This is a genomic window from Aeromicrobium sp. EU05-FHT14F07, from assembly GCF_058790455.1.
This window is the reverse complement of the sequence record NZ_JBYTCR010000011.1, coordinates 1-24,130: the sequence shown is the minus strand read 5'-3', so window position 1 is coordinate 24,130 and position 24,130 is coordinate 1. Positions and strand designations below refer to the sequence as shown.

The 24,130-nt window shown below is 73.0% G+C and carries 26 protein-coding genes and 1 tRNA gene; 5 read left to right on the top strand and 22 right to left on the bottom strand.

Features of this window, described 5'->3' with window-relative positions:
- The first annotated feature begins 153 nt into the window (after positions 1-153).
- From AC3WRM_RS11045 to AC3WRM_RS11025, 5 genes are all read left to right on the top strand, one after another.
- Positions 154-618: a hypothetical protein gene (locus AC3WRM_RS11045; protein ID WP_492270924.1), complete on the top strand. Its 465-nt coding sequence runs from the start codon at positions 154-156 to the stop codon at positions 616-618.
- On the top strand, positions 615-2,393 hold the full coding sequence (locus tag AC3WRM_RS11040) for a type IV secretory system conjugative DNA transfer family protein (protein WP_492248479.1): 1,779 nt from the start codon (positions 615-617) through the stop codon (positions 2,391-2,393). Before AC3WRM_RS11045 ends, AC3WRM_RS11040 begins: the two co-directional genes overlap by 4 nt.
- 84 nt (positions 2,394-2,477) lie before the next feature.
- Positions 2,478-3,062: a hypothetical protein gene (locus AC3WRM_RS11035; RefSeq protein WP_492248478.1), complete on the top strand. Its 585-nt coding sequence runs from the start codon at positions 2,478-2,480 to the stop codon at positions 3,060-3,062.
- On the top strand, positions 3,059-3,274 hold the full coding sequence (locus AC3WRM_RS11030; RefSeq protein WP_463653837.1) for a helix-turn-helix transcriptional regulator: 216 nt from the start codon (positions 3,059-3,061) through the stop codon (positions 3,272-3,274). The genes AC3WRM_RS11035 and AC3WRM_RS11030 overlap by 4 nt, the downstream gene beginning before the upstream one ends.
- Positions 3,275-3,302: 28 nt before the next feature.
- Entirely contained in the window at positions 3,303-4,487 is a 1,185-nt protein-coding gene (locus AC3WRM_RS11025) for a tyrosine-type recombinase/integrase (protein WP_492248477.1), read from the top strand.
- Between the two features lie 206 nt (positions 4,488-4,693).
- On the opposite strand, the gene AC3WRM_RS11020 is transcribed toward AC3WRM_RS11025, so the two are convergent.
- The 22 genes from AC3WRM_RS11020 to AC3WRM_RS10915 all read right to left on the bottom strand — a co-directional run bounded on the left by AC3WRM_RS11020 (position 4,694) and on the right by AC3WRM_RS10915 (position 23,923).
- Positions 4,694-4,767 (bottom strand) — tRNA-Pro (locus tag AC3WRM_RS11020).
- A gap of 141 nt (positions 4,768-4,908) precedes the next feature.
- Complete coding sequence (locus tag AC3WRM_RS11015) at positions 4,909-5,730, bottom strand: pseudouridine synthase (RefSeq protein ID WP_492248561.1); 822 nt, start codon at positions 5,728-5,730, stop codon at positions 4,909-4,911.
- Between the two features lie 111 nt (positions 5,731-5,841).
- A complete protein-coding gene (der, locus tag AC3WRM_RS11010) occupies positions 5,842-7,188 on the bottom strand; it encodes a ribosome biogenesis GTPase Der (protein ID WP_492248476.1) in 1,347 nt (448 codons plus the stop codon).
- Positions 7,181-7,903 carry a lysophospholipid acyltransferase family protein gene (locus AC3WRM_RS11005; RefSeq protein WP_492248475.1) on the bottom strand — a complete coding sequence of 241 codons (723 nt, stop codon included), beginning with the start codon at positions 7,901-7,903 and terminating at the stop codon, positions 7,181-7,183. The genes der and AC3WRM_RS11005 overlap by 8 nt, the downstream gene beginning before the upstream one ends.
- Positions 7,900-8,571 (bottom strand): (d)CMP kinase, encoded by a 672-nt coding sequence (gene cmk / locus AC3WRM_RS11000; protein WP_492248474.1) that lies wholly within the window; start codon positions 8,569-8,571, stop codon positions 7,900-7,902. The genes AC3WRM_RS11005 and cmk overlap by 4 nt, the downstream gene beginning before the upstream one ends.
- Before the next feature lie 35 nt (positions 8,572-8,606).
- Positions 8,607-9,659 (bottom strand): prephenate dehydrogenase, encoded by a 1,053-nt coding sequence (locus tag AC3WRM_RS10995; protein ID WP_492248473.1) that lies wholly within the window; start codon positions 9,657-9,659, stop codon positions 8,607-8,609.
- The gene (locus AC3WRM_RS10990; protein WP_492248472.1) at positions 9,656-10,390 is read right to left on the bottom strand and encodes a pseudouridine synthase; all 735 of its coding nucleotides are present in this window, start codon (positions 10,388-10,390) and stop codon (positions 9,656-9,658) included. Before AC3WRM_RS10990 ends, AC3WRM_RS10995 begins: the two co-directional genes overlap by 4 nt.
- The gene (gene scpB, locus AC3WRM_RS10985) at positions 10,387-11,187 is read right to left on the bottom strand and encodes an SMC-Scp complex subunit ScpB (RefSeq protein ID WP_492248471.1); all 801 of its coding nucleotides are present in this window, start codon (positions 11,185-11,187) and stop codon (positions 10,387-10,389) included. Before scpB ends, AC3WRM_RS10990 begins: the two co-directional genes overlap by 4 nt.
- Positions 11,180-12,040 carry a segregation and condensation protein A gene (locus tag AC3WRM_RS10980; RefSeq protein ID WP_492248470.1) on the bottom strand — a complete coding sequence of 287 codons (861 nt, stop codon included), beginning with the start codon at positions 12,038-12,040 and terminating at the stop codon, positions 11,180-11,182. The genes scpB and AC3WRM_RS10980 overlap by 8 nt, the downstream gene beginning before the upstream one ends.
- Complete coding sequence (locus tag AC3WRM_RS10975; protein ID WP_492248469.1) at positions 12,037-12,402, bottom strand: hypothetical protein; 366 nt, start codon at positions 12,400-12,402, stop codon at positions 12,037-12,039. The genes AC3WRM_RS10980 and AC3WRM_RS10975 overlap by 4 nt, the downstream gene beginning before the upstream one ends.
- Positions 12,387-13,235 (bottom strand): ParA family protein, encoded by an 849-nt coding sequence (locus AC3WRM_RS10970; RefSeq protein WP_492248468.1) that lies wholly within the window; start codon positions 13,233-13,235, stop codon positions 12,387-12,389. Before AC3WRM_RS10970 ends, AC3WRM_RS10975 begins: the two co-directional genes overlap by 16 nt.
- 124 nt (positions 13,236-13,359) lie before the next feature.
- Positions 13,360-14,295: a site-specific tyrosine recombinase XerD gene (gene xerD / locus AC3WRM_RS10965; RefSeq protein WP_492248467.1), complete on the bottom strand. Its 936-nt coding sequence runs from the start codon at positions 14,293-14,295 to the stop codon at positions 13,360-13,362.
- A 10-nt stretch (positions 14,296-14,305) separates the two neighbouring features.
- On the bottom strand, positions 14,306-14,914 hold the full coding sequence (locus AC3WRM_RS10960; protein WP_492248466.1) for an NUDIX domain-containing protein: 609 nt from the start codon (positions 14,912-14,914) through the stop codon (positions 14,306-14,308).
- Positions 14,911-16,617, bottom strand: coding sequence for a CTP synthase (pyrG, locus tag AC3WRM_RS10955; protein WP_492248465.1), 1,707 nt, complete (start codon positions 16,615-16,617; stop codon positions 14,911-14,913). Before pyrG ends, AC3WRM_RS10960 begins: the two co-directional genes overlap by 4 nt.
- Positions 16,618-16,762: 145 nt before the next feature.
- Positions 16,763-17,611 (bottom strand): copper transporter, encoded by an 849-nt coding sequence (locus AC3WRM_RS10950; RefSeq protein WP_492248464.1) that lies wholly within the window; start codon positions 17,609-17,611, stop codon positions 16,763-16,765.
- Positions 17,612-18,781: a putative cytokinetic ring protein SteA gene (gene steA / locus AC3WRM_RS10945; protein ID WP_492248463.1), complete on the bottom strand. Its 1,170-nt coding sequence runs from the start codon at positions 18,779-18,781 to the stop codon at positions 17,612-17,614.
- Positions 18,782-18,860: 79 nt separating this feature from the next.
- Positions 18,861-20,546 (bottom strand): DNA repair protein RecN, encoded by a 1,686-nt coding sequence (recN, locus tag AC3WRM_RS10940; RefSeq protein WP_492248462.1) that lies wholly within the window; start codon positions 20,544-20,546, stop codon positions 18,861-18,863.
- Positions 20,546-21,478 carry an NAD kinase gene (locus AC3WRM_RS10935; protein ID WP_492248461.1) on the bottom strand — a complete coding sequence of 311 codons (933 nt, stop codon included), beginning with the start codon at positions 21,476-21,478 and terminating at the stop codon, positions 20,546-20,548. Before AC3WRM_RS10935 ends, recN begins: the two co-directional genes overlap by 1 nt.
- Positions 21,475-22,308 carry a TlyA family RNA methyltransferase gene (locus AC3WRM_RS10930; protein ID WP_492248460.1) on the bottom strand — a complete coding sequence of 278 codons (834 nt, stop codon included), beginning with the start codon at positions 22,306-22,308 and terminating at the stop codon, positions 21,475-21,477. Before AC3WRM_RS10930 ends, AC3WRM_RS10935 begins: the two co-directional genes overlap by 4 nt.
- A complete protein-coding gene (locus AC3WRM_RS10925; RefSeq protein ID WP_492248459.1) occupies positions 22,305-22,559 on the bottom strand; it encodes a hypothetical protein in 255 nt (84 codons plus the stop codon). The genes AC3WRM_RS10930 and AC3WRM_RS10925 overlap by 4 nt, the downstream gene beginning before the upstream one ends.
- 4 nt (positions 22,560-22,563) lie before the next feature.
- Positions 22,564-23,562: an HAD-IIA family hydrolase gene (locus tag AC3WRM_RS10920; RefSeq protein ID WP_492248458.1), complete on the bottom strand. Its 999-nt coding sequence runs from the start codon at positions 23,560-23,562 to the stop codon at positions 22,564-22,566.
- A 10-nt stretch (positions 23,563-23,572) separates the two neighbouring features.
- Positions 23,573-23,923, bottom strand: a complete 351-nt coding sequence (locus tag AC3WRM_RS10915) for a single-stranded DNA-binding protein (protein ID WP_492248457.1) — start codon at positions 23,921-23,923, stop codon at positions 23,573-23,575.
- Positions 23,924-24,130 lie beyond the last annotated feature (207 nt).

The window sequence follows — 24,130 nt, the reverse complement described above, 5'->3', positions numbered from 1 at the left end:
GCCGGGGTTTCAAGCCTACGAGGAGATTGATTCCCCGGACGTTCACGAATCCTGACCTGAGCCGCGCCGCCTTCACGCAGGAGGACTCTGGCTCACCTCGCGGCCATGAGGAAACCCGAGCCCGAATCTGTCCCGGTATCCATTCCGCTCATCGTGCTCGATGTGCACGAGGACGGGACTGTTACTGTCACGGTCGACGGGAAGCCACTGGACCCGGACCCGGTCGCGGGGCCGTGGCGGCGCTCCTCGTTCGGGCAGATCATCGACCACGCCACGAACGACCGGACGATCCCGGCACGGGTCGAGGTCCGCGAGTCGGACGGAACGACCTTCACCGACATCATCGCGCCCCGACGCCGCCGACCCTCCCTCCCACACCCCGCACCGGAGCAGGCGGCGCTGCCGGTGTTCCACACCGTCACCGGCGACGGATTCGTTCCCGGTGAGGACGTGGCAGTCGCCGTCGTCACCGGGCACACCGACGCCGCCGGGACCGGCACCGCCCGCGCCTTAATCGATCCCGCCCATCTCGGGCCGGATACTTCGGGCGGGGTCGTGGAGGTGCTGCTGGTCGGCCGCATCTCTGGCACCACGATCATCCGGCGGATCGAGCTGTGAACGGCCAGGGCCGGCAGACCGGCTCTTTCGGAGACGAGCTGACCAACGCCGCGATGATCGGGCTGGTCGTCTTGTTCGGCGTCGCTCTCGTGCTCCGCGGTGCCGGATCGGTCGCGGCATTCCTCACCGACACCGGCCAGCCCGCCGGCGACGCCGCCTCCGGGATAGGCGTGCTGTTCAATCCCGGCGACCCCGCCACAGCGCTCGACGCCCCGGGCCTGAACCCGGTGGCGTACTGGACGGTCACGAGCCTGCTGCTGTCCGCTCTGGCAGCGGGCGGACTGTGGGCGTGGTCGCGGCTGCGCCGGCACACGCACCGGGTCGAGCAGGACCCGCGACGGATGGCCGGTATCGCCACCCGGCACGAGGTCGCCGCCGCTGCGTCCGAGAAGGCACTGCTGCGCCGCGCCGGGAACCTGCGCCCCGGCCTGGATGATCCTCGCGCACGGGATGTCGGCTACCGGCTCGGCGTCTCCAAGGGCGCGAGCGTGTGGGCGTCGGTCGAGGACTCGATCATGGTCATCGGTCCGCCCCGCTCCGGCAAGGGACTGCATCTGGTGATCCCGGCGATCCTCGACGCACCCGGCGCCGTGGTCTGCACCAGCACGAGGCCGGACAACCTGACCGCGACCATGCGCGCCCGCCAGAGAGTCGGCCCCGTTGCTATTTTCGACCCGCAGCACCTCGCCGAAGGACTGCCTGCGGGAATGCGGTGGTCGCCGATCCGGGGCTGCGAATCCCCGCAGACCGCGATGATCCGCGCCACCGGACTCGCCGCCGGCACCGGACTCGCCTCCGGTGGGGTCGATGGCGGCGGGTTCTGGGAAGGCAAGACCAGAGCCGCGCTGCAATCACTCCTGCACGCCGCAGCGATCGACCACCGGCCACCGGCTGAGCTGTTCCGCTGGACCCTCGACCCCACCGCAGCCGCCGACGCGGTGGCGATCCTGACCGGCTCAACCCAAGCAGCGACGGGATGGGCCGAGTCCCTGGAAGCGATGATCGACTCCGACCCCCGCACCCGAGACTCCATCTGGCAAGGCGTGTCCCTCGCTCTCGGATCGCTGGCCGACCCGCGGGTGCTCGATGCCGTGTCGCCCGGTCCCGGCGAGGGCTTCGACCCCGAGCACTTCATCCAGAACCGCGGCACCCTGTTCCTCCTGGCCACCGGGTCCGGCGCAGGGGCCAGCGCCGCGCTGGTTGCCGCGCTGGTGGAAGACCTCATCGAGACCGCCCGGCGGCTGGCTGCACGCTCACCCGGTGCCCGGCTCGATCCGCCGATGCTGCTGGCGCTGGACGAGATAGCCAACCTGTCGCCGCTGCCATCGCTGCCGACCCTCATGGCCGAAGGTGGCGGCTCGGGCATCACGACGATGCCGGTGCTCCAGTCGCTCGCGCAGGCGCGGGACAAGTGGAACGAGCACCAGGCCGGCGCGATCTGGGACGCCTCGATCGTCAAGGTCATCCTCGGCGGCGCGTCCAACAGCCGCGATCTGCAAGACCTGAGCGCGCTCGTGGGGGAACGCGACGAATACACCGACTCCGTGACCCTCGGCGATCACGGCACCCGCTCCAACCAACGCTCCATCCGCCGCATCCCGATCTTCCCGCCCGACCGCATCCGCCGGCTCCCGTTCGGCACCGGCATCGTCCTGCTGCGCTCCGCGCCCCCGATCTTCACCGACCTGCACCCCTGGCCGAAACGCCCCGACGCCGCCCAGCTCACCGCCGACCGTACGGAGATCGAAGCCCTGCTGCGCCGCACCGAGGACTGAACGTCCAGACGCCTCCTGGCCCACCTGCCTGCCACAGCGAGCCCCGGCACGACCCGGGGATGCGAGAGCAGACAGGAGCAGAGCATGTCCGACACCCCACACCAGGACGCCGCCGCGGACGAGGTTCCCGACCCGGACCTGGGCGACACCGACGACGGCTTCGAGGACCCGCTGGTCGCCGAGCCGCCGCACCCGATCAACTGGAACCTGCTGAACGCCGACGACGCCGAGGTCGAGTGGCTGGAACTCAACCGGTGGGTGGACTGGCTCAGGCACACCTACGGCTTGCCCGCCACCGTCATCCCGCCGGCCTGGCACACCCACCCCGAACTGCTGTGGGAACTGTCCGCGCTGCACCTGCACTGGCTCTGCGCCTACGACCCCGAGCAAGACGGCTCCGCGCCGCTCGGCTGGCACCGCGACTTCGCCGACGCCCGCCAACGCCTCCGCGACTGGGTGGCTGCCTCGGGCACGAAGCTTGACCACGACCGGCCCACCAGGCAGACAGTCTGGCCCGGCGAGGAACCCGCCGACCCCATCGAAGATGTGCCGATCATCGACCGCGACGCCGAGTTCGTGGAGTTCGTCATGACCGACGTCCAAGCCCGCCGCGTAGCCGAGGAAGCCTTCTACCGCGACCTCGACCCGGACACCGGAGAAGTCTCATGAGCGAGAAGGCCGAGGCACTGGTCGTGTCGCCGCTGCTGGATAGTCGTGAGGTTGCCACGTACTTGAAGGTGTCAGAGTCCACGCTGTCGCGGTGGCGATCGGCCGGGACCGGGCCACCGTTCCTGCGGCTCGGCGGGATTGCCCGATATCGGCTCGATGCAGTGGACCGCTGGCTGGGCGAGCTGGAACGCGACCATGCCTCGGAGGGCTGAGCCGCAGCCGACCGCTGAGCCCAAGCCGGTGCCGCCGATCGGGGTGAAGGTCTCCACAGATATGGAGCGCCGCTCCTACGGCATCCGTGCCCGTGCCCGGTGGACGGACCCGACCACCAAGCGCCGTGTCATTCGCTCGGAGATCGTGCGGGACGAGGCGGCGGCACACGAGTTCTTTGACCAGCTCCGCAACTCGTCCACCAAGGGCATGGACGTGTCCATGACGCTGCTGGAGTTCGTCACCTCCATCGGCGACAGGTGGGCGCGGGGCCTGGACCCGACCTCCACGGGCGAGACGTACGGCTACGGGCTGAAGCTGCGGGTGCTGCCCGCTCTCGGGCACCTGCCGGTCACCCAAATCACGGCCGGGATCATCGACCGCACCATCGACGAGTGGGAGAAGCGTCACGGGGCGTCGACCATCAAGAACACCATCGCGCCGCTCGTCCGGGTGCTCGATGAAGCCGTCCGGGACGGACTGATCCAGATCAACCCCGCCAAGAACCGCGCCAAGCGGAGCCTGAACCGCAACGCCTTCCGCGGACAGTCGGCCGAGCAGTCCTCCCCGCGGGCGCATGCGATCCCGGACATGAGGACCCTCAACCGGCTCGCCAGGGTGTGCGGCAAGGTGCATCAGTCCTACAGCGACTTCGTGATGCTCGCCGCGCTGCTGGCGGCACGGTCCTCGGAGGTGTCCGGGTTGCGGGTCGGTGACGTTGAGTTCGGTAAGAACCTCGTCGTGATCCGGCGGCAGGTCTTCCCCGGCAAAGGCGGCCTGGTCACCAAGCCGACCAAGAGCCGCAAAGAGCGCCGGGTGCCGATCCTCGAACCGCTCCGTCCGGTACTGGAACGCCTCACCACAGGCAAGCAGCCCGAGGACTCTTTGCTGGTCGGACCGAAAGGCGGCTACCTCACCACCGCGACCGTCCGCGACGCCACCAACTGGGACGGCATCGTCGCGAAGCTCGGCCTGCCCGACCTCACCCGACATGGCCTTCGCCACACCGGAGCGACCTGGATGGCCGACGCCGGCATCCCGCTGCACGTCCTCCAAGACATCCTCGGCCACGCCTCGATGGAAACCACCCGTGGCTACCTCCACCCCGACGACCGCCACCTCGCCTCCGCCGCCGAGCAGGCCAACGCCTTCCTCTCCGCCGCTGGACAGCGCAAACACGCCCGGCGCATCGGCCCGGCGGCGAGGAGCCTGTGATGCGTTCCGAGGTCGAGCGAATGCTGCCGGAGGTGCTCTGGTCCCCTTTTGGTCCCCTTATCCACAGAGGAGGGGGTCGAGGCGGTCGGGCCATCCACAGCCGACCTGTCAGCACCGCGCCAGGGGGACCAGAGGGGGACCACAGAAAACGTCCCTCGGACATGACGAAACCCAGGTGAGAACCTGCTCTCACCTGGGCTTTTACGTCGGGCTGACAGGATTTGAACCTGCGACCCCCTGACCCCCAGTCAGGTGCGCTACCAAGCTGCGCCACAGCCCGTGGCATTGTTTTTCAGTTGTTCGGGCCGACCGAAGAGTGGTAAACCACTTAACCCCCAGTCAGGTGCGCTACCAAGCTGCGCTACAGCCCGAACAACCTGAGCCAGCCTACCGTACGCGTCCGTCGCGACCCCACCTGGCCTCACCCGCTCCGGAGGGGCAGGGTCCGGCGGCTCGTGAAGCGCCGCGGGACGTCGTCCACCGGGTCGGTGAAGGCCAGCTCGTGCGCCAGGAGCTGCAACGGCGTGCTCATGTCGTCGACCGCGACGTCGAGCACGTCGGGGTACAGCGGGTCACCGACGATCGGCACCCCGAGGCCGCAGAGGTGCAGGCGCAGCTGGTGGGTCCGGCCGGTCTCAGGTCGCAGGCGGTAGACGGCACTGCCGTCCCGGACCTCCTGCAGCTCCACGTGCGTCACCGCGTTCACCGGGGCGTCCGGCACGACCTCGGCGCGCAGCGTCCCCCGGTCCTTGCGCACGTGGTCGCGGACCGTGGTCGGCAGCTCGAGGGACGGGTCGTGCGGCGCCAGGGCCAGGTAGGTCTTGCGCATCGCCCGCTCGGCGAACAGCTGCTGGTACGCGCCTCGCCACCGCCGCTCCTTGACCAGCACCAGGACGCCCGACGTCACGCGGTCCAGACGGTGCGCGGGCGTCAGCTCCGGCAGGTCGAGGCTGTCACGCAAGCGCACCGTGACGCTCTGTCGCACGTGCCGTCCGCGCGGGATGGTCGCCAGGAACGGCGGCTTGTCGACCACCAGGAGCCGCTCGTCCTCGTGCAGCACCTCGATCGTGCCCGGCACCTCCGGCTCGTCACGCAACGCACGGTGGAACCACACGAACGTGTGCGGGCGGTAGGGCTCCTCGCCCGTGAGCGGGGTCCCGTCGTCGAGCACGAACCGACCCTCGGCGAGCAGCTCCTCGACCCCGACGCGCTCGGGCAGCTTCTGGCGCAGCCAGGCACCCATCGTGGGGGCGGGCGACGGTCGCGTGCGGTCGTGGTCGGGCGTGCGCACCCAGGCGGCACCGAGCCCGTGGCGCGGCGGCAAGGGCGAGCGAGGCGGCACGGGGCCCTCCCGTCAGCGCTTGCGCTTCTCGCGCGGACGCTGCTGGATGTGGATCGGCGTGCCGACGAACCCGAACTCCTCGCGGAGTCGACGCTCGACGAAGCGCACGTAGCCCGCGTCCAGCTTGCCCGACGTGAACAGGATGAAGGTCGGCGGAGCAGTGGAGGCCTGCGTGCCGAAGAGGATCTTGGCCTGCTTGCCGCCCCGCACGGGGTGCGGGTGCTCGGCGACGAGCCGCCCGAGGAAGGAGTTCAGCGCCCCGGTGCCGATGCGCGTCTCCCAACCCGCCAGGGCGGCGTCGAGCGCACGCACGAGCCGGTCGACGTGCCAGCCCGTGCGGGCGGCGATGTTGATCCGCGGCGCCCACTGGACCTGCACCAGCTCGCGCTCGATCTCTCGCTCCAGGTAGTAGCGACGCTCCTCGTCGACCTTGTCCCACTTGTTGAACGCGACGACGAGGGCGCGGCCGGTCTCGGCGACCGAGGACACGATGCGGATGTCCTGCTCCGTGAACGGCATGCTCGCGTCGACGATGACGACGGCCACCTCGGCCCGCTCGATCGCGGTCGACGTGCGCAGGCTCGCGTAGTACTCGTGCCCCGACGCCTCGCGGACGCGTCGGCGGATGCCGGCGGTGTCGATGAAGCGCCACTCGCGCCCGCCGAGCTCCACGAGCTCGTCGACGGGGTCGACGGTGGTGCCGGACGCGTCGTCGACGACGACCCGGTACTCCCCCGCGAGCTGGTTCAGCAGGCTCGACTTGCCCACGTTGGGCTTGCCGACGATGGCGACGCGACGCGGCCCGCCGATCTCGGACTCGCGCTCCTCGGGCGCGTCGGGCAGGGCGGCGAGGACGGCGTCGAGCATGTCGCCGCTGCCGCGGCCGTGCAGCGCCGAGACCGGGTACGGCTCCCCCAGCCCCAGGTTCCAGAGCGACGCCGCCTCGAGCTCGCCCCGCTGGTCGTCGACCTTGTTCGCGGCGAGCACCACCGGCTTCTTCGCCGCACGCAGGATGCGCACGACCGCCTCGTCGGCGTCGGTGATGCCGACCGTGGCGTCGACGACGAACAGGACGGCGTCGGCGGCCTGCACAGCCACCTCGGCCTGGGCGGCGATCCGCTCGGCGAGGCCGCGGGCGTCCGGGTCCCAGCCTCCGGTGTCGACCACGGTGAACGCCTTGCCGTTCCACTCCGCGTCGTAGGGGACGCGGTCGCGGGTGACACCGGGGACGTCCTCGACGACAGCCTCACGACGGCCGATGATGCGATTGACCAGCGTCGACTTGCCCACGTTGGGCCGTCCGATGACCGCCAGGACGGGCAGGGGCGCGTCGCCGCGCGGCGCGGTGGACTCAGACATCGGCGGTTCCTTCGGGCAGGGGGCCGGGCAGCTGCAGGTGCCCGGTGTCGGCGGCCCACTCGACGTGGTGCCGCAGGTGATCGGTGATCCGGCGCCCGACCTCGGCCACGTGGGCCCGGGTGCGGGGCCACGGAACGGGCGCGATCCGTAAGGGTTCACCGTAGACGACGTCGATGCGCGCGCCCCGCGCGGGCCTGCTCTCCGGGTGGCCGCCCGGTGCGCGCGTGCCGAACAGCGCCACCGGCACGACGGGGGCGCCGGAGACCATCGCGAGCCACGCGACGCCGTCCTTCGTGCGCCGCACGTCGCCCGCGCCGCGCTGACCCTCCGGGTACACGACGACGGACTGGCCCGCTGCCAGCGCCCCGGCCGCCGAGCGCAGGGCTCCGACGTCGCGCTCCTCGCGGCGCACGGGGATCTGTCCGGCGAGGCGCAGCACCCGCGCGGTACGACCCTCGAACGCCTCCCGCTTGACCAGGGCGTGGGCCAGCCGCGGCGCGCACAGGATGAGCAGCGGACCGTCGAGCCACCCCACGTGGTTGCTGGCGAAGATCACGGGCCCCGCGACGGGCACGTGGTGCGCGCCGCGCTGGTGCACGTCCCACTGCCGGTCGACGTAGCGGCGCACGACCGGGCGCAGCGACCGGAGGCCGGCCTCCGGCAGGCCGCGCGGCGCGTACGCCGGGGCACCGGCGCCGACGAGGGGCTCGGTCACGTCGTCCGGGCCTCCTCGACCAGTCGGACCACCGCGTCGACGACCTCGTCGAGGGTCAGGTGGGTGCCGTCGATCTGCACGGCACCGTCGGCCCGGGTCAACGGTGACGTCGCGCGGGTGGAGTCGATGGCGTCGCGAGCGGCCAGGGACGCGGCCGTCGCGGCCTCATCGGCCCCGCCGCGCTCCGCGGCACGGCGGGCGGCTCGGGCCTGCGCGTCGGCGACGAGGTAGACCTTGACGGGCGCCTCGGGCGCCACCGTCGACCCGATGTCGCGACCCTCCACGACGATGCCGCCGGACGCCGCGGCGATGATCGCGCGCTGCTGGTCGACGAGCATGCTCCGCACCTCGGGCACGGCCGCCACGGGGCTCACGTGTGCGTTCACGTCGTCCTCGCGGACCGCCTCGGACACGTCGGTGCCGTCGACCGCGATGGTCGGCGCCTGCGGGTCCGTGCCCGACTCCAGCCGCAGGTCGACGGCGTCACGCGCGATGGCGGCGGGGTCGTCGAGGTCGGTGCCCCGCTGCAGCAGCGCCCAGGTGACCGCGCGGTACATCGCCCCCGTGTCGAGGTAGGCCAGCGAGAGGCGCGTGGCCACGCCGCGCGCGGTGCTGGACTTGCCCGATCCGGACGGACCGTCGACGGCGACGACGAAGGGGGTGCTCACAGGTGCTGGCTCCTCGGAGGGGGTGGACGGACGGATCAACGGTAGGCGGACCAGGCGCGTTCGGTGAGCCGGGCGACGAGCTCGTCGGCGCGGTCGGCGGCGACCGCGATCTCGACGAGTCCGACCGGACGACCGAGCTCGTGGTCGATGCGCAGGTCCTCGATGTTGACGCCCGACTCGCCCACGTGGGCGAACAGCCGGGAGAGAGCGCCGGGGGTGTCGGGCACCTGGACGTTGACGACGACCAGCTCCACGGCTTCTCCGCCGTGCTTGCCGGGGATGGCACGGGTGCCGACCCGACCGGCCTCGAGCACGCCCCCGACCACGTCGCCGTCGCGCAGCGCGTCGATGAGGGTGTCGAGATCGTCGCGCACGGCCGTGAGCACGGCACCGATCTCGGCGGCGTTCGTGGTGATGATGTCGCGCCAGAGCACGGGGTCGCTGCCGGCGACGCGCGTGACGTCGCGCAGGCCCTGACCGGCGAGGGCGAGGTGGGCGGGCGGTGCGTCGACGAGGCGGGCAGCGGCCAGCGTCGAGAGGACCTGCGGCACGTGCGACACGAGCGCGACGGCACGGTCGTGCGTGTCGGCGTCCATCACGGTGGGCACGGCGCCGAGCATCACGGCCACCTCCTCGACCAGCCGCACGGCCGCGTCGGTGGCGCCGGCGGCGGGCGTGATGACCCAGGGCCGACCCTCGAAGAGCCGCGCCGACGCCGCCAGGGGGCCCGAGCGCTCGCTGCCGGCCATCGGGTGGCTGCCCACGTAGCGGTCGAGCCCGGCTCCCCCGGCGATCTCCCGCGCGACGCTGCCCTTGACGCTCGCGACGTCGGTGACCACGGCCTCGGGGTACGTCTCGAGCGCCTCCCGCACCGCGGCGGCGGTGGCCCGCGGTGGCACTGCGACGACGACGAGCGCGGGGTCGCGCACGGGGTCGGCGCTGCCCGCGCCCCGCTCGACCGCGGCGGCGACGTGGTCCGGGTCGCGGTCGGTGAGGTGGACGTCGATGCCGTGCTCACGCAGTGCGAGGGCCACCGAGGTGCCGATGAGGCCGCACCCGACGACGAGGGTCGGGGGCAGCGACGTCATGGGGACACGCTATCGAACAGGTCTCCCAGCTCCTCGCGGGTCAGCTCGCGCGAGCGTCCCACCCCGAGCCCACCGAGGTGGATCGGTCCGAAGGTGGTCCGCGTCAGCTCGACGACCGGGTGGCCGACGGCCGCGAGCATGCGTCGGACGATCCGGTTGCGCCCCATGTGCAGGTCGAGCTCGACGAGCGAGCGACCACGCGAGCGGTCCTTGACGACGAAGCGGTCGACGGCGGCCGGACCGTCCTCGAGCTCGACACCGTCGCGCAGCCGACGTCCCACCGCGTCGCCGACCGAGCCGTCGACGAGGGCGACGTAGGTCTTGGTGAACTCGTACGACGGGTGGGCGAGCCTGTGGGCGAGGTCGCCGTCGTTGGTGAGCAGCAGCAGGCCCGACGTGTCGGTGTCGAGCCGCCCGACGTGGAACAGCCGCTCGTCGCGCCCCGCCACGAACTCCGTCAGGTCGCGGCGGCCCTGCTCGTCGGCCATCGACGACACGACCCCCCGCGGCTTGTTGAGCACGAGGTAGGCGTGGTCCGACGGCGGTGGGATGCGCCGTCCGTCGACGCGCACCAGGTCGGTGTGCGGGTCGACCCGGATCCCCATCTGCGTGACGACCTCGCCGTTGACCTCCACCCGGCCGGTCGCCATCAGCTCCTCGCAGCGGCGTCGGCTGCCGACACCGGCCTGGGCGAGCACCTTCTGCAGACGGATGCCCTCGGTGTCGCTCACGCGCTCCCCTCCTGCTCGGACGGCACCGGGGCAGAGGGCGCCGGGTCAGGAGTCTGACGGTCCTCGGTGTCGAGCCCGTCGGCGACGTCCGCCGTCGCGTCGTCGGAGGCGGTCGGCGGCACGAGGTCGTCCTCCATGTCCTCGATGTCCGGCAGCATGGGCGCGATGTCGGGCAGCTCCGCGAGCGAGGCGAGCCCCATGCGCTCGAGGAAGTAGCTGCTGGTCCGGTACAGGTGCGCCCCGCTCTCGGGGTCGGTGCCGGCCTCCTCCAGCAGGCCGCGCGTGACCAGCGTGCGCACCACGCCGTCGACGTTCACACCACGGATCGCGGAGATCCGCGAACGGCTCACGGGCTGGCGGTAGGCCACGACGGCGAGCGTCTCGAGCGCCGCCTGGGTGAGCCGGGCCTGCTGCCCGTCGAGCACGAACCGCTCGACGGCGGGCGCGAACGCCTCGCGCGTGAAGTAGCGCCAACCCCCGCCGACGTGGCGCAGCTCGAAGCCGCGCTCCTGCTCGTCGTACTCCGCGGCGAGGCCGGCGAGCGCCGCCTGCACCTCCGCGGGCGGGTGGCCGACGGCCTGCGCGAGGGTCAGGTGGTCGAGAGGCTGGTCGGCGACCATGAGGACCGCCTCCAGCGCCGGACGCAGCGCGAGCAGCTCCAGCTCCAGCTCGTGCGGGCCGCGCAGCGACCCGTCGGCCGACTGCTCGCGCTCCCCCGTCTGCTCCGTCTGCTCCGTCTGCTCCGTCTGGTCGACGGATGCCTCGGCGGTGCTCGCGTCGGGCGTGGCGTCAGGCATCGTCGTCCTCCGGGATGGTCAGGGCGGGGGTGATCCCGTCGTCGGCGGTGTGGCCGTCGAACTCGTCGCCGACGTCGATGTCGACCTCGTCGTCACCGCCGGTCCAGCGCAGGTGCAGGTCGCCCAGCGGGCTGGCCTGGTCGAAGCCGACGACGCCCTCGCGGAACAGCTCGAGCAGGGCGAGGAAGCGCGCCACGGTGGTCATGAGGTCGGCGTCGGCGGTCAGCGCACGGAAGGTGGTGGTGCGCTCGCGGCGCAGCCGGTCGACGACGAGGTGCGCCTGCTCCCGCACGCTCACGGTCGGGGCGTGCAGGTGGGCGAGCGACAGCACGGGCTCCGGCCTCGGCTGCAGGGCCCGCGCGGCGAGCGCGGCGAGCTCGTCCGGCCCGATCGAGACGACCACCTCCGGCAGCAGCGCCGCGAACCGCGGCTCGAGCCCCACCTGACGGGGGTAGCGCTTGCCCTCCGTCGCGAGCCGGTCGGCCAGGAAGCTCGCCACCTGCTTGAAGGCCCGGTACTGCATGAGCCGGGCGAACAGCAGGTCGCGGGCCTCCAGCAGGGCGAGGTCCTCCTCGTCCTCAACGTCGGCCTGCGGCAGCAGCCGGGCCGTCTTGAGGTCGAGGAGCGTGGCGGCGACGACCAGGAACTGCGTCGTCTGCTCCAGGTCGCCACCGAGCTCGCGGACGTACGCGATGAACTCGGTCGTCACGGTCGAGAGCGCCACCTCGGTGATGTCGAGCTGGTGCTTGGAGATGAGCGACAGCAGGAGGTCGAAGGGGCCGTCGAAGACCCCGACGTCGACGTGGAAGCCGTCCGCCTCCGGGGCCTGGGCGGTGTCGGCCGACAGGCTCATGCCGAGCCGAGCCGCCGGGCGAGGTCGCTGTCGTCGCCACGCGTCTCGAGGTCCTCGAGCGCGAGGGCGATCGCGGCCCGCACGAGGCGGCCGCGGTCGACGTTGCGACGCACGCTGCTGCGCAGCTGGAGTCGCGCCTGCTCGATCGCGAGCAGCTCCTCGCTCGTCACGTAGACCGTCATCTTCTCGTCGTGCTTGATGCGCCCGCTGTCGCGCGGTGCCGCAGGAGGCGCCTCGGCCGGCTCCGTCGCAGCAGGCTCCGGCTCGCTGCTCGCCTCGGGGGCGGTACGGCGCGAGCGGGCGGAGGGCGCCGTGGGACGGAACAGCTCGTCCGCCCCCGGCATGCTCACGCGTCGGGGCATCGGTGCAGCACCTCCCGGGCGAGCTGGCGGTAGGCGTCGGCCCCCGGCGAGCTGGCGGCGTACTCGGTGATCGGCACGCCCGCGACCGTCGCGTCGGAGAACTTGACGGTGCGGCGGATGACGGTGTGGAAGACGAGGTCGCCCCAGCCCTGCACGAGCGTCTGCAGCACCTCGCGGCCGTGCAGGGTGCGACCGTCGTACATGGTGCCGAGCAGCCCGATGATGCGCAGGTCGAAGTTGGTCCGGTCGCGGACCTTCTCGATCGTCTCCTTGAGCAGCGCCACGCCGCGCAGCGCGAAGTACTCGCACTCCAGCGGGATGATCACCCCGTCGGCGGCCGTCAGGGCGTTCACGGTGAGCAGGCCGAGCGACGGCTGGCAGTCGATGAGGATGACGTCGTAGTCGTGCAGGACGGGGTGCAGCGCACGGGCGAGCACCTGCTCGCGACCGACCTCGGTGACCAGACGCATCTCGGCGGCCGAGAGGTCGATGTTGGCGGGCACGAGGTCGAGGCCGGGCACGGACGTCTCGAGCACGATGTCCTTGAGCGTCAGCTCGCGGTCCATGAGCACGTGGTAGATCGACTGCTCGAGGTCGTGGGCGTTGAACCCCAGCCCGACCGTCAGCGAGCCCTGCGGGTCGAAGTCGAGCAGCAGCACCCGTCGACCTGCCTCGACCAGCGCCGCACCCAGGTTGATGGTGGTCGTCGTCTTGCCGACCCCGCCCTTCTGGTTGCACATCGCGATGATCTGCGCGGGTCGGCCGCCCTGGCGCGGTGACGGCTCGGGGAAGTCGGGCGCGGGGCGTCCGGTGGGTCCGAGTTCGTCGCTCATCAGTCTCCTTCACGCCGCGGCCGGTCGCCGCCCGGCGATCGTCGTGCCACTGTACCGCGCTCGACGGGCGTCCCCGCGCCCCTGGCCCCGCCGGTCGGAGGCCGGATCGCGGCGCCTCCCCGGCTCACTCGACGGCGCGAGGGTGCGACGTCGCGTAGACCTCGCGCAGCCGGTCGACCGTCACGAGCGTGTAGATCTGGGTCGTCGTCACGGACGCGTGCCCGAGCAGCTCCTGCACGACGCGGACGTCGGCCCCGCCGTCGAGGAGGTGGGTCGCGAAGCTGTGGCGCAGGGTGTGCGGCGAGACGTCCGCGTCGACGCCGGCCGCGCGCGCGGCGCGGGAGAGCACCGTCCACGCGCTCTGGCGGCTCAGCCGGCCCCCGCGCGCGTTCAGGAACAGGGCCGGCCCGCCCCGTCCGGTGGCCGACACGAGCCCGGGTCGCGCGACGGTGAGGTAGTCGCCCAGCGCCCCCGCCGCGTACGAGCCCACGGGCACGATGCGCTGCTTGCCGCCCTTGCCGCGCAGGAGCGCCGTGCCCTCCTCGAGGTCGAGGTCGTCGACGTCGAGGCCCACCGCCTCGGAGATCCGTGCCCCCGTGCCGTAGAGCACCTCCAGCAGCGCACGGTCGCGCTTGGCCAGGCTGGTCCCCGCCGCGCCGGCCGCCTCGAGGATCGCCTCGACGTCGGCGAGCGGCAGCGCCTTCGGCAGCCGCGACGCGGGACGGGGCGGTTTCACCGCCGCCGTCACGTCGGTCGCGACGAGCTGCTCGCGCAGGCAGAACTGGTGAAACCCACGCACCGCGACGACGGCTCGCGCGGCGCTCGAGGCACCGAGGGGAGGGTGGTCGTCGTCGCCGGTGCGCAGGGCCGCGAGGAAGGCGAGCACATCGGTCTCGGCCACCTCGGCCACGTCGTGGACCCCGGCACCGTGCAGGTGCGCGCGGTAGCGCCGCAGGTCGCGCCGGTAGCTGGCGAGGGTGTTGGCCGCGAGACCGCGCTCCACGCCGAGATGGCCCAGGTAGTCCTGGACGGCGCGGTCGAGGTCGCCGGCGTCGCTCATCGTCGCCGGCTCACGCGCGGGCGCGGCGGGCCGCCTCGGCCAGCACCGCGGCGCACATCGTCGCGTCGCGGACGTGTCCGTCGAGCACGGCGTCGACCACGGACCCGAACGGCACCCACCACTGCTCCATGTCGGCCTCCTCGGCACGACGCTCGGTGCGCTCGCCCACGGGGACCGGGCTGAGACCGGTCGCGCGGTACACCTGGCACACCTCGCTGGAGTACCCGCCGCTCGAGACGATCGACAGCAGCGGTGCCCAGTCGGCCGCGACGACGTCGGCCTCCTCGGCCAGCTCACGGGCCGCAGCCTCCTGCGGCTCCTCCCCCGCCACGTCGAGCGTGCCGGCGGGCAGCTCCACCAGCCGCGCTCCGACGGGATGCCGGTACTGCACGACGAGCAGCAGCCGGTCGTCCTCGTCCAGGGCGAGCACGCCCACCGCGCCCTGCGGTCGCACCACGACGCGTCGGTGCTCGTCACCGCGCGGGTCGACGATCACGTCGACCTCCACGTCGAGGTACCCGCTGGCGAAGACCTGCTCGTGGGAGGCGACGGGCCAGGACTCGGACCGGTCGGCGACCTCGTCGACCAGCACGCCCGGCAGCGTGGGGTGCGGGCTCACGACGTCGGCGCGTCGACGCCCTCGACCGGGTCGGAGCCGGGGACCGGCACCTCGACCGGCAGCCGCGTCTCGCGCTGGCGCTTCAGCGCCGCCTTGACCAGCCCGGCGAACAGCGGGTGCGGCCGCGTCGGACGCGAGCGCAGCTCGGGGTGGGCCTGCGTGGCCACGTAGAACGGGTGGACGTCGGCCGGCAGCTCCACGAACTCCACGAGCGTCCCGTCGGGCGACGTGCCGCTGAACACGAGCCCCGCCGCCTCGAGCCGGTCGCGGTAGCTGTTGTTCACCTCGTAGCGGTGACGGTGCCGCTCCTCGACCTTGTCGGAGCCGTACGCGTCGGCGACGACGCTGCCCGGAGCCAGCGCGGCCTCGTACAGGCCGAGGCGCATGGTGCCGCCGAGGTCGCCCGCGCCCTCGACGAAGGCGTGCTGCTCAGCCATGGTCGCGATCACGGGGTCGCTCGCGTCGGGGTCGAACTCCGTCGAGCTGGCACCGGGGATCCCGGCCACGTGGCGGGCGTGCTCGATGACCATGCACTGCAGGCCGAGGCAGAGGCCGAGCGTCGGGATGCCGCGCGTGCGGGCGTGCTGCAGGGCGCCGACCTTGCCCTCGATGCCGCGGATGCCGAAGCCGCCCGGGACGCAGATGCCGTCGACGTCGGCCAGGTGACGCGCGGCCCCCGACTCGGTGCCGCACTCGTCGGAAGGCACCCACCGCAGGTGCACCTTGGTGTCGTTGGCGAAGCCGCCGGCACGCAGGGCCTCGGCCACGGACAGGTAGGCGTCGGGCAGGTCGACGTACTTGCCGACGAGCGCGATCGTGACCTCGTCGGCCGGCTGGTGGACGCGCCGCAGCAGGGCGTCCCACTCGGTCCAGTCGACGTCGCGGAACGGCAGGTCGAGACGTCGCACGACGTAGGCGTCGAGGCCCTCGCGGTGCACGACCTTGGGGATGTCGTAGATCGACGCGGCGTCGCTGGCGGTGACGACGGCCTCGGTGTCGACGTCGCACATGAGCGAGATCTTGCGCTTGACCGACTCGGGGATCTCACGGTCGGAGCGGCACACGATCGCGTCGGGCTGGATGCCGATCGAGCGGAGCGCGGCGACGGAGTGCTGGGTGGGCTTCGTCTTCAGCTCGCCCGACGGCCCGATGTACGGCACGAGGGAGACGTGCAGGAAGAACACGTGCCCGCGACCGATCTCGTGACGCACCTGGCGCGCCGACTCCAGGAACGGCTGGCTCTCGATGTCGCCGACCGTGCCGCCGATCTCGTGGATCACGACGTCGACGTCGGGCCCGCCCATCGAGAGCATCCGGTCCTTGATCTCGTTCGTGATGTGCGGGATGACCTGCACGGTGTCGCCCAGGTAGTCGCCGCGCCGCTCACGCGCGATCACGTCGGAGTACACCTGGCCGGTCGTCACGTTCGCGCGCCCGACGAGGTCCTCGTCGAGGAACCGCTCGTAGTGGCCGATGTCGAGGTCGGTCTCGGCGCCGTCGTCGGTGACGAACACCTCGCCGTGCTGGAACGGGTTCATCGTGCCGGGGTCGACGTTCAGGTACGGGTCGAGCTTCTGCATCGTGACCCGCAGTCCCCGGGACTTCAGCAGCCGGCCGAGCGAGGAGGCGGTGAGCCCCTTGCCGAGGGAGGAGGCGACGCCTCCGGTGACGAAGACGTGCTTGGTGACGGCGCTGCCCTGCAAGGTGACTCCCGTGGTCGTGGGCCTGGATGCGGCTCAGCGGACCGACGGCGGGCGCCGTGGTCGTCACTGCTCCACGGGATTCCAGTGTAGCCCCTCGCCGCGACGGCCATGACCAGCCGGTGCGGCGCGCCGACCACGTGGCCGGCTAGCGCGGGACGGAGCCGTCCTCGCTGCGCGAGGTGCCCCACGCGCCGGTCTCGCCGGCCGCCACGCGGGCGAGGGCGAGGGCCGTGACGGCCCGGCCGGCGGCGGAGTCGGTGACGTCGACCGTGGAGACCTGGGACGCCTCGCGGCGGACGACGTCCACGGCACCTCCGTCGAGGCTGGAGGCCGACGGGCCGGCCAGCAGCGTGCCGTCGCTCGTGCCGGCGAGGGCTCGGAGCAGCCCGGTGACGACCTCGGCGGAGTCGCCGAGCCGCGACGGGCCCGCGACCACGACGGCCTGGCCGGCGAACCGTTCCGGCGCGGCGCTGGCCGAGGTGAGTCCGCCCTCCTCGAAGGCGGACGCCGTCGTGCGCGCGGTCTGGTCGAGCTCGCGGCCGGCGCGGCCGAGGAGCGAGCGACCCAGCGCCGCACCCACCCGGGCGTAGCCCTCGCCCGAGGAGTCGGGGGCCGCCTCCTCGGTGACGCTCTCGGCGAACTGACGGTTGGCCGGGTCCACGAGCTTGGCGGTCAGCGCGACCGTGCCGGTGATCGTCGCGCCCGCCCGTTCCAGGTTGCGACGGACGCCGGCGACCTGCTCGGCGTCGGCACCGGGCAGCGTCAGCAGCACGACCGACCGGTTGTCGAGGGTGCCCTCGATGAGGCCGGTCGACGTGCGGGCCGCGTACCCGTTCTCGAAGGACACGAGCGCGGAGTCGCCGCCGGACGACGAGCCCTCCTCGCGGTCCGGGGCGAAGCGACCGTCGAGCGCGCCGGCTCCGAGCGCGACGCCTGCGGCTAGGGCCAGCAGGACGGCGGCGATCGAGACGAGGTGGTACCGGAAGGTGATCATCTACAGCAGTCCTTCGAGCCAGGTGCGGAGGTCGGCCAGGCGCTCGCCGAGCACGGCGTACCAGTCGGCGCCGGTGGGGGTGGTGCCCACGGCGGCGGCGACGGCCAGGACGCCCGCGAGCAGGATGAGCAGCACGGGCCACGCAGGCATCGTGCGGCGGGTGAAGTGGGCCACGGCGTGCGCGTCGACGAGCGTCGCCGACGTCCGCAGCCGCGTGACGAACGAGCTGGCCACGTCGGCCGTGCCGCGTTCGAGGAACTCGACGAGCCCGCGCGGCGCCCCGACCTCGACGACGACGGGCGCGTCGTTCGCGTCAGCCAGGAGGATCGCGAGGTCGGCGGCGGAGCCGGTCGCCTGGAACACGGTCACGTCGACGTGCGCGCGCTCGAAGCGCTCCGCGCCGTCGGTGCGTCCCGACGGGCTCACGACGACCACGTCGGCGCCGCTGCGCAGTGCACGGTCGGAGAGGTCCTGGAGGTGGCCGATCACCACGTCGGGCTTGATGCGTGTCTCCAGCAGCGCGTCGGCGCCGGCGGCGACCCCGACGACGACCGCGCCGGAGTCGCGGATCCAGCGCCGGATGGCCTTGAGGTCGTGCTCCCACTGGTAGGCACGCGAGACGACGACCACGGGCCGACCGCGCAGCTTCGCGTCGAGGTGCGGGACCCGTGCACCCTCCAGCAGCAGGGCGCGCTCGCGCTCGAGGTGGTCGGAGGCGTTCGCGGTGAGCGAGCCGAGCTTCGTGGCGAGCTCCCGCTCGGCGGCGCCGAGGCGTTCGGAGCGCGTCGCGTCGTCGACCATCTGGCCCTGCGCGACGAGCACCTCGTTCTTGAAGATCTTGCCGTCGGTGATGCGGACGGTGTCGCCGCTGCGCAGCCGGGTCCAGATGCCGGCACCGACGTGGTCGACCAGCGCGATCCCGGCGTCGGCCAGCACCTGCGGCCCGGAGTTGGGGTACCGACCGGTCGAGGACTCCGCCGCGTTCAGCACCGCCCGGACCTTGCGCTGCACCAGGGCGTCGGCCTGGGCGCGGTCGAGGTCGGGCAGGTCGACGACGGCGATGTCGCCCGCGCGGAGCGACTTGGCGGCACCGTCACCGGCGCGGGCGAAGCGCACGACCCCGACGATGTCGTCGGTCGTGTCGTCGGTGGATCGGGTGCGTCGAGACATCGTCGTCCATCGTGGCACGCAGACCCCGGCCCTCCGTGCAGGTCGGGTCGGCGCGTCACGGCGGGTCGGCCACGGGGCCTCAGAGCCGGCCGGCCAGCTCCAGGAGCTCACGGGCGTGCGCCTGCGCCGCCTCCGACTCGTCCTGGCCGGCGAGCATCCGCGCCAGCTCGTCGACGCGTGCCTGCCCGTCCAGCCGGACGACGCTGCTGCTCGTGACGTTGCCGTCGTCGTCCTTCATCACGTGGAAGTGGTGGTGCGCGAAGGCCGCCACCTGCGGCAGGTGCGTCACCGCCAGCACCTGGGGGCCCTCGGCCAGCCGGGCGAGCCGGCGGCCCACCTCCACCGCCGCCCGCCCGCCGATGCCCGCGTCGACCTCGTCGAACACGAGCGTCGGGACGGTGCCCTGGTCGGCCAGGACCACCTCCAGCGCCAGCATGAGCCGCGACAGCTCGCCGCCGCTCGCCCCCTTCGCCAGGGGTCGCGGCGCGGAGCCGTTGTTCGCGGCGAACAGCAGCTCGACGTCGTCGATGCCGTGGGCCGCGGGAACGGCGCCCTCGGGCACCCTCACCGCGACCTCGAGCCGCGCCGACGGCATGGCCAGCTGGGTGAGCTCCTCCCCCACGAGCGCGGCCAGCCGCTCGCCCGCCTCCTGACGCACCTGGCTCATGCGGTGAGCGAGGTCCAGCACCTGCGGCTCGAGGGCCTCGACCTCGGCCTCGAGGTCGGCGATGGCCTGGTCGTCGTGGTCGAGCTCCCCCGCCTCGGCGGCGGCCTTCTCCTGCCAGGCCAGCACGTCGGCGACGGAGGGGCCGTACTTGCGCTGGAGGGCCGCGAGGGCCGCCCGACGGTCCTGGACCGCGGCCAGCCGGGCGGGGTCGACCTCCACGCCGTGGGCGTAGGCGCTGAGGTCGGCCGCGACCTCGTCGAGGAGGATGCCGACCTCGCGGAGCCGCTGGGCCAGCTCGTCGAGACCGGGGTCGTGCCCGGCGACGTCCTGGAGTGCGGCCGACCCGGTGGCGACGACGTCGCGCGCGGCGGAGCCGTGGTCGCCGGCGAGACCCTCGTGCGCGGTCAGCGCCGCCTGCACCAGCGCCTCGGCGTGCGCCAGCCGACCCTCCTCGGTGACCAGCTCCTCGTCCTCGCCCTCCCGCGGCTCCACCTCGGCGATCTCGGCGAGTCCGTGCTGCAGGAGGTCGAGCTGGCGCGCCCGCTCCTGTCCGTGCTGGCGCAGCTCCTCGAGGCGCGCACGCGCCGAGCGCAGCCGCGCGTACCGCGGGGTGTACTCCTCCACGAGCACGGCGAGCGCCTCCCCCGCGAAGGCGTCGAGCGCCGACCGCTGGGCCGATCCGCGCAGCAGCCGGTGCTGGTCGGACTGTCCGTGCACCGCCACCAGGGCGTCGGTCACGTCGGACAGCACCGCGGCGGGCACCGTCGCACCGCCTGCGACGGCTCGCGAGCGGCCCTGTGCCGACAGCACGCGCCCCAGCACCACCACGTCGTCGTCGACCGTGCCTCCGGCGTCCTCGACCGTGCGCACGACCGGCGACCCGCCCGGTACCTCGACGCTCGCCTCGACCCGTGCCTGGCGTTCGCCGTGCCGCACGAGTCCAGCGTCGGCACGTCCGCCGCGCAGCAGTCCGAGCGCGGTGACGACCATCGTCTTGCCCGCGCCCGTCTCACCGGTGATGACGGTGAAGCCCGCGTCGAGCTCGAGCTCGGCGGACTCGATGACGCCGAGGGAGCTGAGCCTCAGGTGCTGCCACATCAGGCGTCCTCGACCCGTCGCCCGAGTCGACGCTGCTCGGCCGTGCCCCGCCAGCCCGCGACGGGCAGGTCGAACTTGCGGACGAGCCGGTCGGCGAACGGCGCCTCGTGCAGCCGCGCGAGCCTGGCCGGGGTGCTGGCACGGCGGACCTCCACCCGCGCGCCCTGCGGGAGCTCGGCCGCCCGGCGCCCGTCGCACCAGAGCACTCCCGCGGTCGTCTCCCCCATCACCTCGATCGCCAGCGTCGAGTTCGGCGAGACGACGAGCGGCCGCGCGAAGAGGGCGTGGGCGCTGATCGGCACCATCAGCAGGGCCTCCACCTCGGGCCAGACGATCGGGCCGCCGGCGCTGAAGTTGTAGGCGGTGGAGCCGGTGGGCGTGGCGCAGACGACGCCGTCGCACCCCCACCGCGACACGGGCCGGTCGTCGATCTCGACGACCAGCTCGAGCATGCGCTCGCGCGAGGCCTTCTCGACGGTCGCCTCGTTGAGCGCCCAGTTCGTCGCGACGACCTCGTCGCCGACGCTGACCGTGACCTCGATCGTCAGCCGCTCCTCGACCCGGTAGGTCCGGTCGACGACGCCCTGCACCACCGCCTGCAGGTCGTCGACGTCGGCCTCGGCCAGGAAGCCGACGTGCCCGAGGTTCACGCCCAGCACCGGCGTCTGGGTGCCACGGCAGATCTCGGTGGCGCGCAGGATCGTGCCGTCACCACCGAGCACGACCGCGAGCTCGCAGCCGTGCGCCGCGCCCTCCTCCGCGGGGATCACCCCGACCTCGCCGATGCCGGCAGCCACGAGGTCGTCGCGGTCGGACTCCAGCACGCAGACGCCGACGTCGGCGCTGCGCAAGTCGGAGGCCAGGCGCGCCGCGAGCGACGTCGCCTCCTCGCGTGCGGTGTGGACGATGAGCAGGACGCGGCGCTCGCTCATGCGTCGTCCCCGTCCGCCGTCCCGAGGGGCCCGTGCGCGACGACGTCGGCGACGGCCGCCCGGTCGGGCACCGAGGGCTCGGGGTCGCGACGCAGCCAGCAGAAGTACTCGACGTTCCCGGCCGGTCCGGGCAGGGGGCTGGCCGCGAGGCCGTGCGTGCCCCAGCCCTGCTCGAGCCCGCTGGCACAGACGTGCAGCACGGCGTCGGCGTGCAGCTCGGGGTCGCGCACGACCCCGTTCTTGCCGAGGTTGCCGCGGCCCACCTCGAACTGCGGCTTGATCATCAGCACGATGTCGCCCTCCTCGTGGCAGACGGCGGTCAACGCGGGCATCACCACGGTAAGGGAGATGAACGACAGATCAGAGACGACCGCGTCGACGGCGCCGCCGACGTCCTCGCGGGTCAGGCTGCGCACGTTCGTGCGGTCGTGCACCTGGACGCGCGGGTCGTCACGCAGCCGCCAGACGAGCTGGCCGTAGCCGACGTCGACCGCCACCACCTCGCGCACGTCGCGACGCAGCAGCACGTCGGTGAAACCGCCGGTCGACGCACCGGCGTCCAGCACGCGCCGACCCTGCAGTCGCAGTCCCTGCGGCTCGAACACCTCGAGGGCCCCGAGGAGCTTGTGCGCACCGCGGGAGGCCCATCCGGGGTCGTCGGCCTCGCGCACGACGACCGCCTGGTCGGTGCCGACCTGGGTGGCCGCCTTCGCCGCCCGCTGTCCTGCGACCAGCACCTTGCCGTCCGCGATGAGCTGTCCGGCGTGGTCGCGGGAGCGCGCGAGCCCCCGGCGCACGAGCTCGGCGTCGAGCCGGACCCGCCGGCTCACGAGGAGCGGCCCGACCTGCCCGCTCCCGTGAGCACCTCGCGCAGGGTGCGGTGCACCGCGTCGAGGACCTCGGGGCGACGAGCCAGCTCGACCTCCTCGAGCCGCTCGAGCTGCTCGACCAGGACCAACAGCTCGGGGTGGTCGGCACAGGCCTCCTGGGCCTGCACGACGAGCGCTGCCACCGGGTCGACGCCGTCGTCCGCGGGCGGCTGCGAGGACGCCTCGCTCGCGGGGTCGTGGTGCTCGGTCACCGTCTCATCCTCCCAGACGGACGTCCGGCGCGTCGTGCCCGGCGTCCACGGCCGACCAGGCCAGGCCGAGGACGGCGCGCACCGACGTCGTGGCGGCGCGATCGCCGCTCGTCAGCACGACGGTGCCGTCCTTGCGCTCCGCGGTCGCGTCGCCGCACCGGGAGGCGTCGCCGTCGACGACGACCGCGACGTGCTGGTCCACCAGGCCACGCAGGTCGTGGGACACATAGCCCGGGCGGCGCTCGGGCGCGAGGGCCACCAGCTCCGCGAGGTCGCTCACGCCGGTGAGCACCGCGAGCGCCGGGATGCCTGCGCGGGTGGCGCCGTCGATGTCGGTGTCGACCCGGTCGCCGACCATGAGCGGACGCTGGGCACCGGTGCGCCGCAGCGTCTCGTCGAAGAGGGGGCGTTCGGGCTTGCCCGCCACCATCGGCTCACGTCCGGTGGCGGCCACCACCGCGTGCACGAGCGTGCCGTTGCCGGGCGCCGTCCCCCGCGGCGTCGGGATGCTGAGGTCGAGGTTGCTCGCGTAGTACGGGACGTCTCGCGCCACCGCGTACGCCGCCTCCGCCAGGTGACGCCAGCCGATCTCGCGGTGGAAACCCTGCACCACCGCCGCGGGGTCGTCGTCCGCGGAGTCGACGCAGACGAGCCCGGCCGCCTCCAGGGGCTCACGCAGCCCCGGCCCGCCGACGACCAGCACGTGCGAGCCCGCCGGCAGGTCGGCCGCGATCATCCGCGCGACGGCCTGGGCCGACGTGACGACCTCGCCGTCGTCGTGCACGGGCATCCCGAGGTCACGCAGGTGCTGGGCCACCTCGCCTGCCGGACGTGCGGCGTTGTTGGTCAGGTAGGCGATCCGCGCGCCACGGGCGACGGAGGTCTCCAGCGCCTCGGACGCTCCCGGGACCGCGTCGGCCCCCACGTACACGACGCCGTCGAGGTCGAGCATGACGAGGTCGTGCGCCTCGCAGAGCGGGACGTCGCTGGTCAGCAGGGGCATGGCCCCGAGACTACTGAGCAGCGGCCACCGCGGTGCACGAGGCCAGCTCCACGGCGTACCAGCTCTGCCCTCCCCCGGCAGAGCGGCTGAAGCGCCGACGCAGGCACCCGGTGACCGCGACGGTCTCGCCGTCCTCCAGACGTGACACCGCCCGTCTCAGACGAACGGTCCAGGCCACGCACTCGATGGTGTCGACGGTCTGCCGCGAGCGGGCCCGGGCTCCGCCCCGCGGTGGGTCTCGTCGGACCACCAGACGGAAGGTGACGATCTCGTCGCCGCTGGGCAGGGTGCGCTGCTCGGGCGCACCGGACACGCGGCCGGTGAGCGAGACGAGGTTCTGGTGCGGTGGCTGCTGCGTCATCACCCCAGCCTCGCGGCTCCCCTACGACGCGACGACGTGTCCTGTCGAGGTTGTGGACGGCGTCAGCGTCGGGTCGGGGGGCCTGTGGACGGGCTGGCGATGTCGCTCAGTCCTCGTCCTTGCGGGCCTGGAGTTCGTGTTCGAGTTGGGTGATGCGTTGGGGTGCGTCGGTGGTGTGGTGGGGGTCGGTGGCGATGACGCGGTGGA

Coding starts and splice junctions, on each gene's coding strand:
- AC3WRM_RS11035 (WP_492248478.1), top strand. CDS start 2,478: ATGTCCGACACCCCACACCAGGACGCCGCCGCGGACGAGGTTCCCGAC.
- AC3WRM_RS10915 (WP_492248457.1), bottom strand. CDS start 23,923: ATGACGCAGCAGCCACCGCACCAGAACCTCGTCTCGCTCACCGGCCGC.
- AC3WRM_RS10950 (WP_492248464.1), bottom strand. CDS start 17,611: ATGATCACCTTCCGGTACCACCTCGTCTCGATCGCCGCCGTCCTGCTG.
- AC3WRM_RS10975 (WP_492248469.1), bottom strand. CDS start 12,402: ATGCCCCGACGCGTGAGCATGCCGGGGGCGGACGAGCTGTTCCGTCCC.
- steA (WP_492248463.1), bottom strand. CDS start 18,781: ATGTCTCGACGCACCCGATCCACCGACGACACGACCGACGACATCGTC.
- AC3WRM_RS11030 (WP_463653837.1), top strand. CDS start 3,059: ATGAGCGAGAAGGCCGAGGCACTGGTCGTGTCGCCGCTGCTGGATAGT.
- AC3WRM_RS10970 (WP_492248468.1), bottom strand. CDS start 13,235: ATGAGCGACGAACTCGGACCCACCGGACGCCCCGCGCCCGACTTCCCC.
- recN (WP_492248462.1), bottom strand. CDS start 20,546: ATGTGGCAGCACCTGAGGCTCAGCTCCCTCGGCGTCATCGAGTCCGCC.
- AC3WRM_RS10935 (WP_492248461.1), bottom strand. CDS start 21,478: ATGAGCGAGCGCCGCGTCCTGCTCATCGTCCACACCGCACGCGAGGAG.
- der (WP_492248476.1), bottom strand. CDS start 7,188: ATGTCTGAGTCCACCGCGCCGCGCGGCGACGCGCCCCTGCCCGTCCTG.
- AC3WRM_RS10995 (WP_492248473.1), bottom strand. CDS start 9,659: ATGACGTCGCTGCCCCCGACCCTCGTCGTCGGGTGCGGCCTCATCGGC.
- scpB (WP_492248471.1), bottom strand. CDS start 11,187: ATGCCTGACGCCACGCCCGACGCGAGCACCGCCGAGGCATCCGTCGAC.
- xerD (WP_492248467.1), bottom strand. CDS start 14,295: ATGAGCGACGCCGGCGACCTCGACCGCGCCGTCCAGGACTACCTGGGC.
- AC3WRM_RS11015 (WP_492248561.1), bottom strand. CDS start 5,730: ATGGGTGCCTGGCTGCGCCAGAAGCTGCCCGAGCGCGTCGGGGTCGAG.
- AC3WRM_RS10920 (WP_492248458.1), bottom strand. CDS start 23,562: ATGCCCCTGCTGACCAGCGACGTCCCGCTCTGCGAGGCGCACGACCTC.
- AC3WRM_RS10980 (WP_492248470.1), bottom strand. CDS start 12,040: ATGAGCCTGTCGGCCGACACCGCCCAGGCCCCGGAGGCGGACGGCTTC.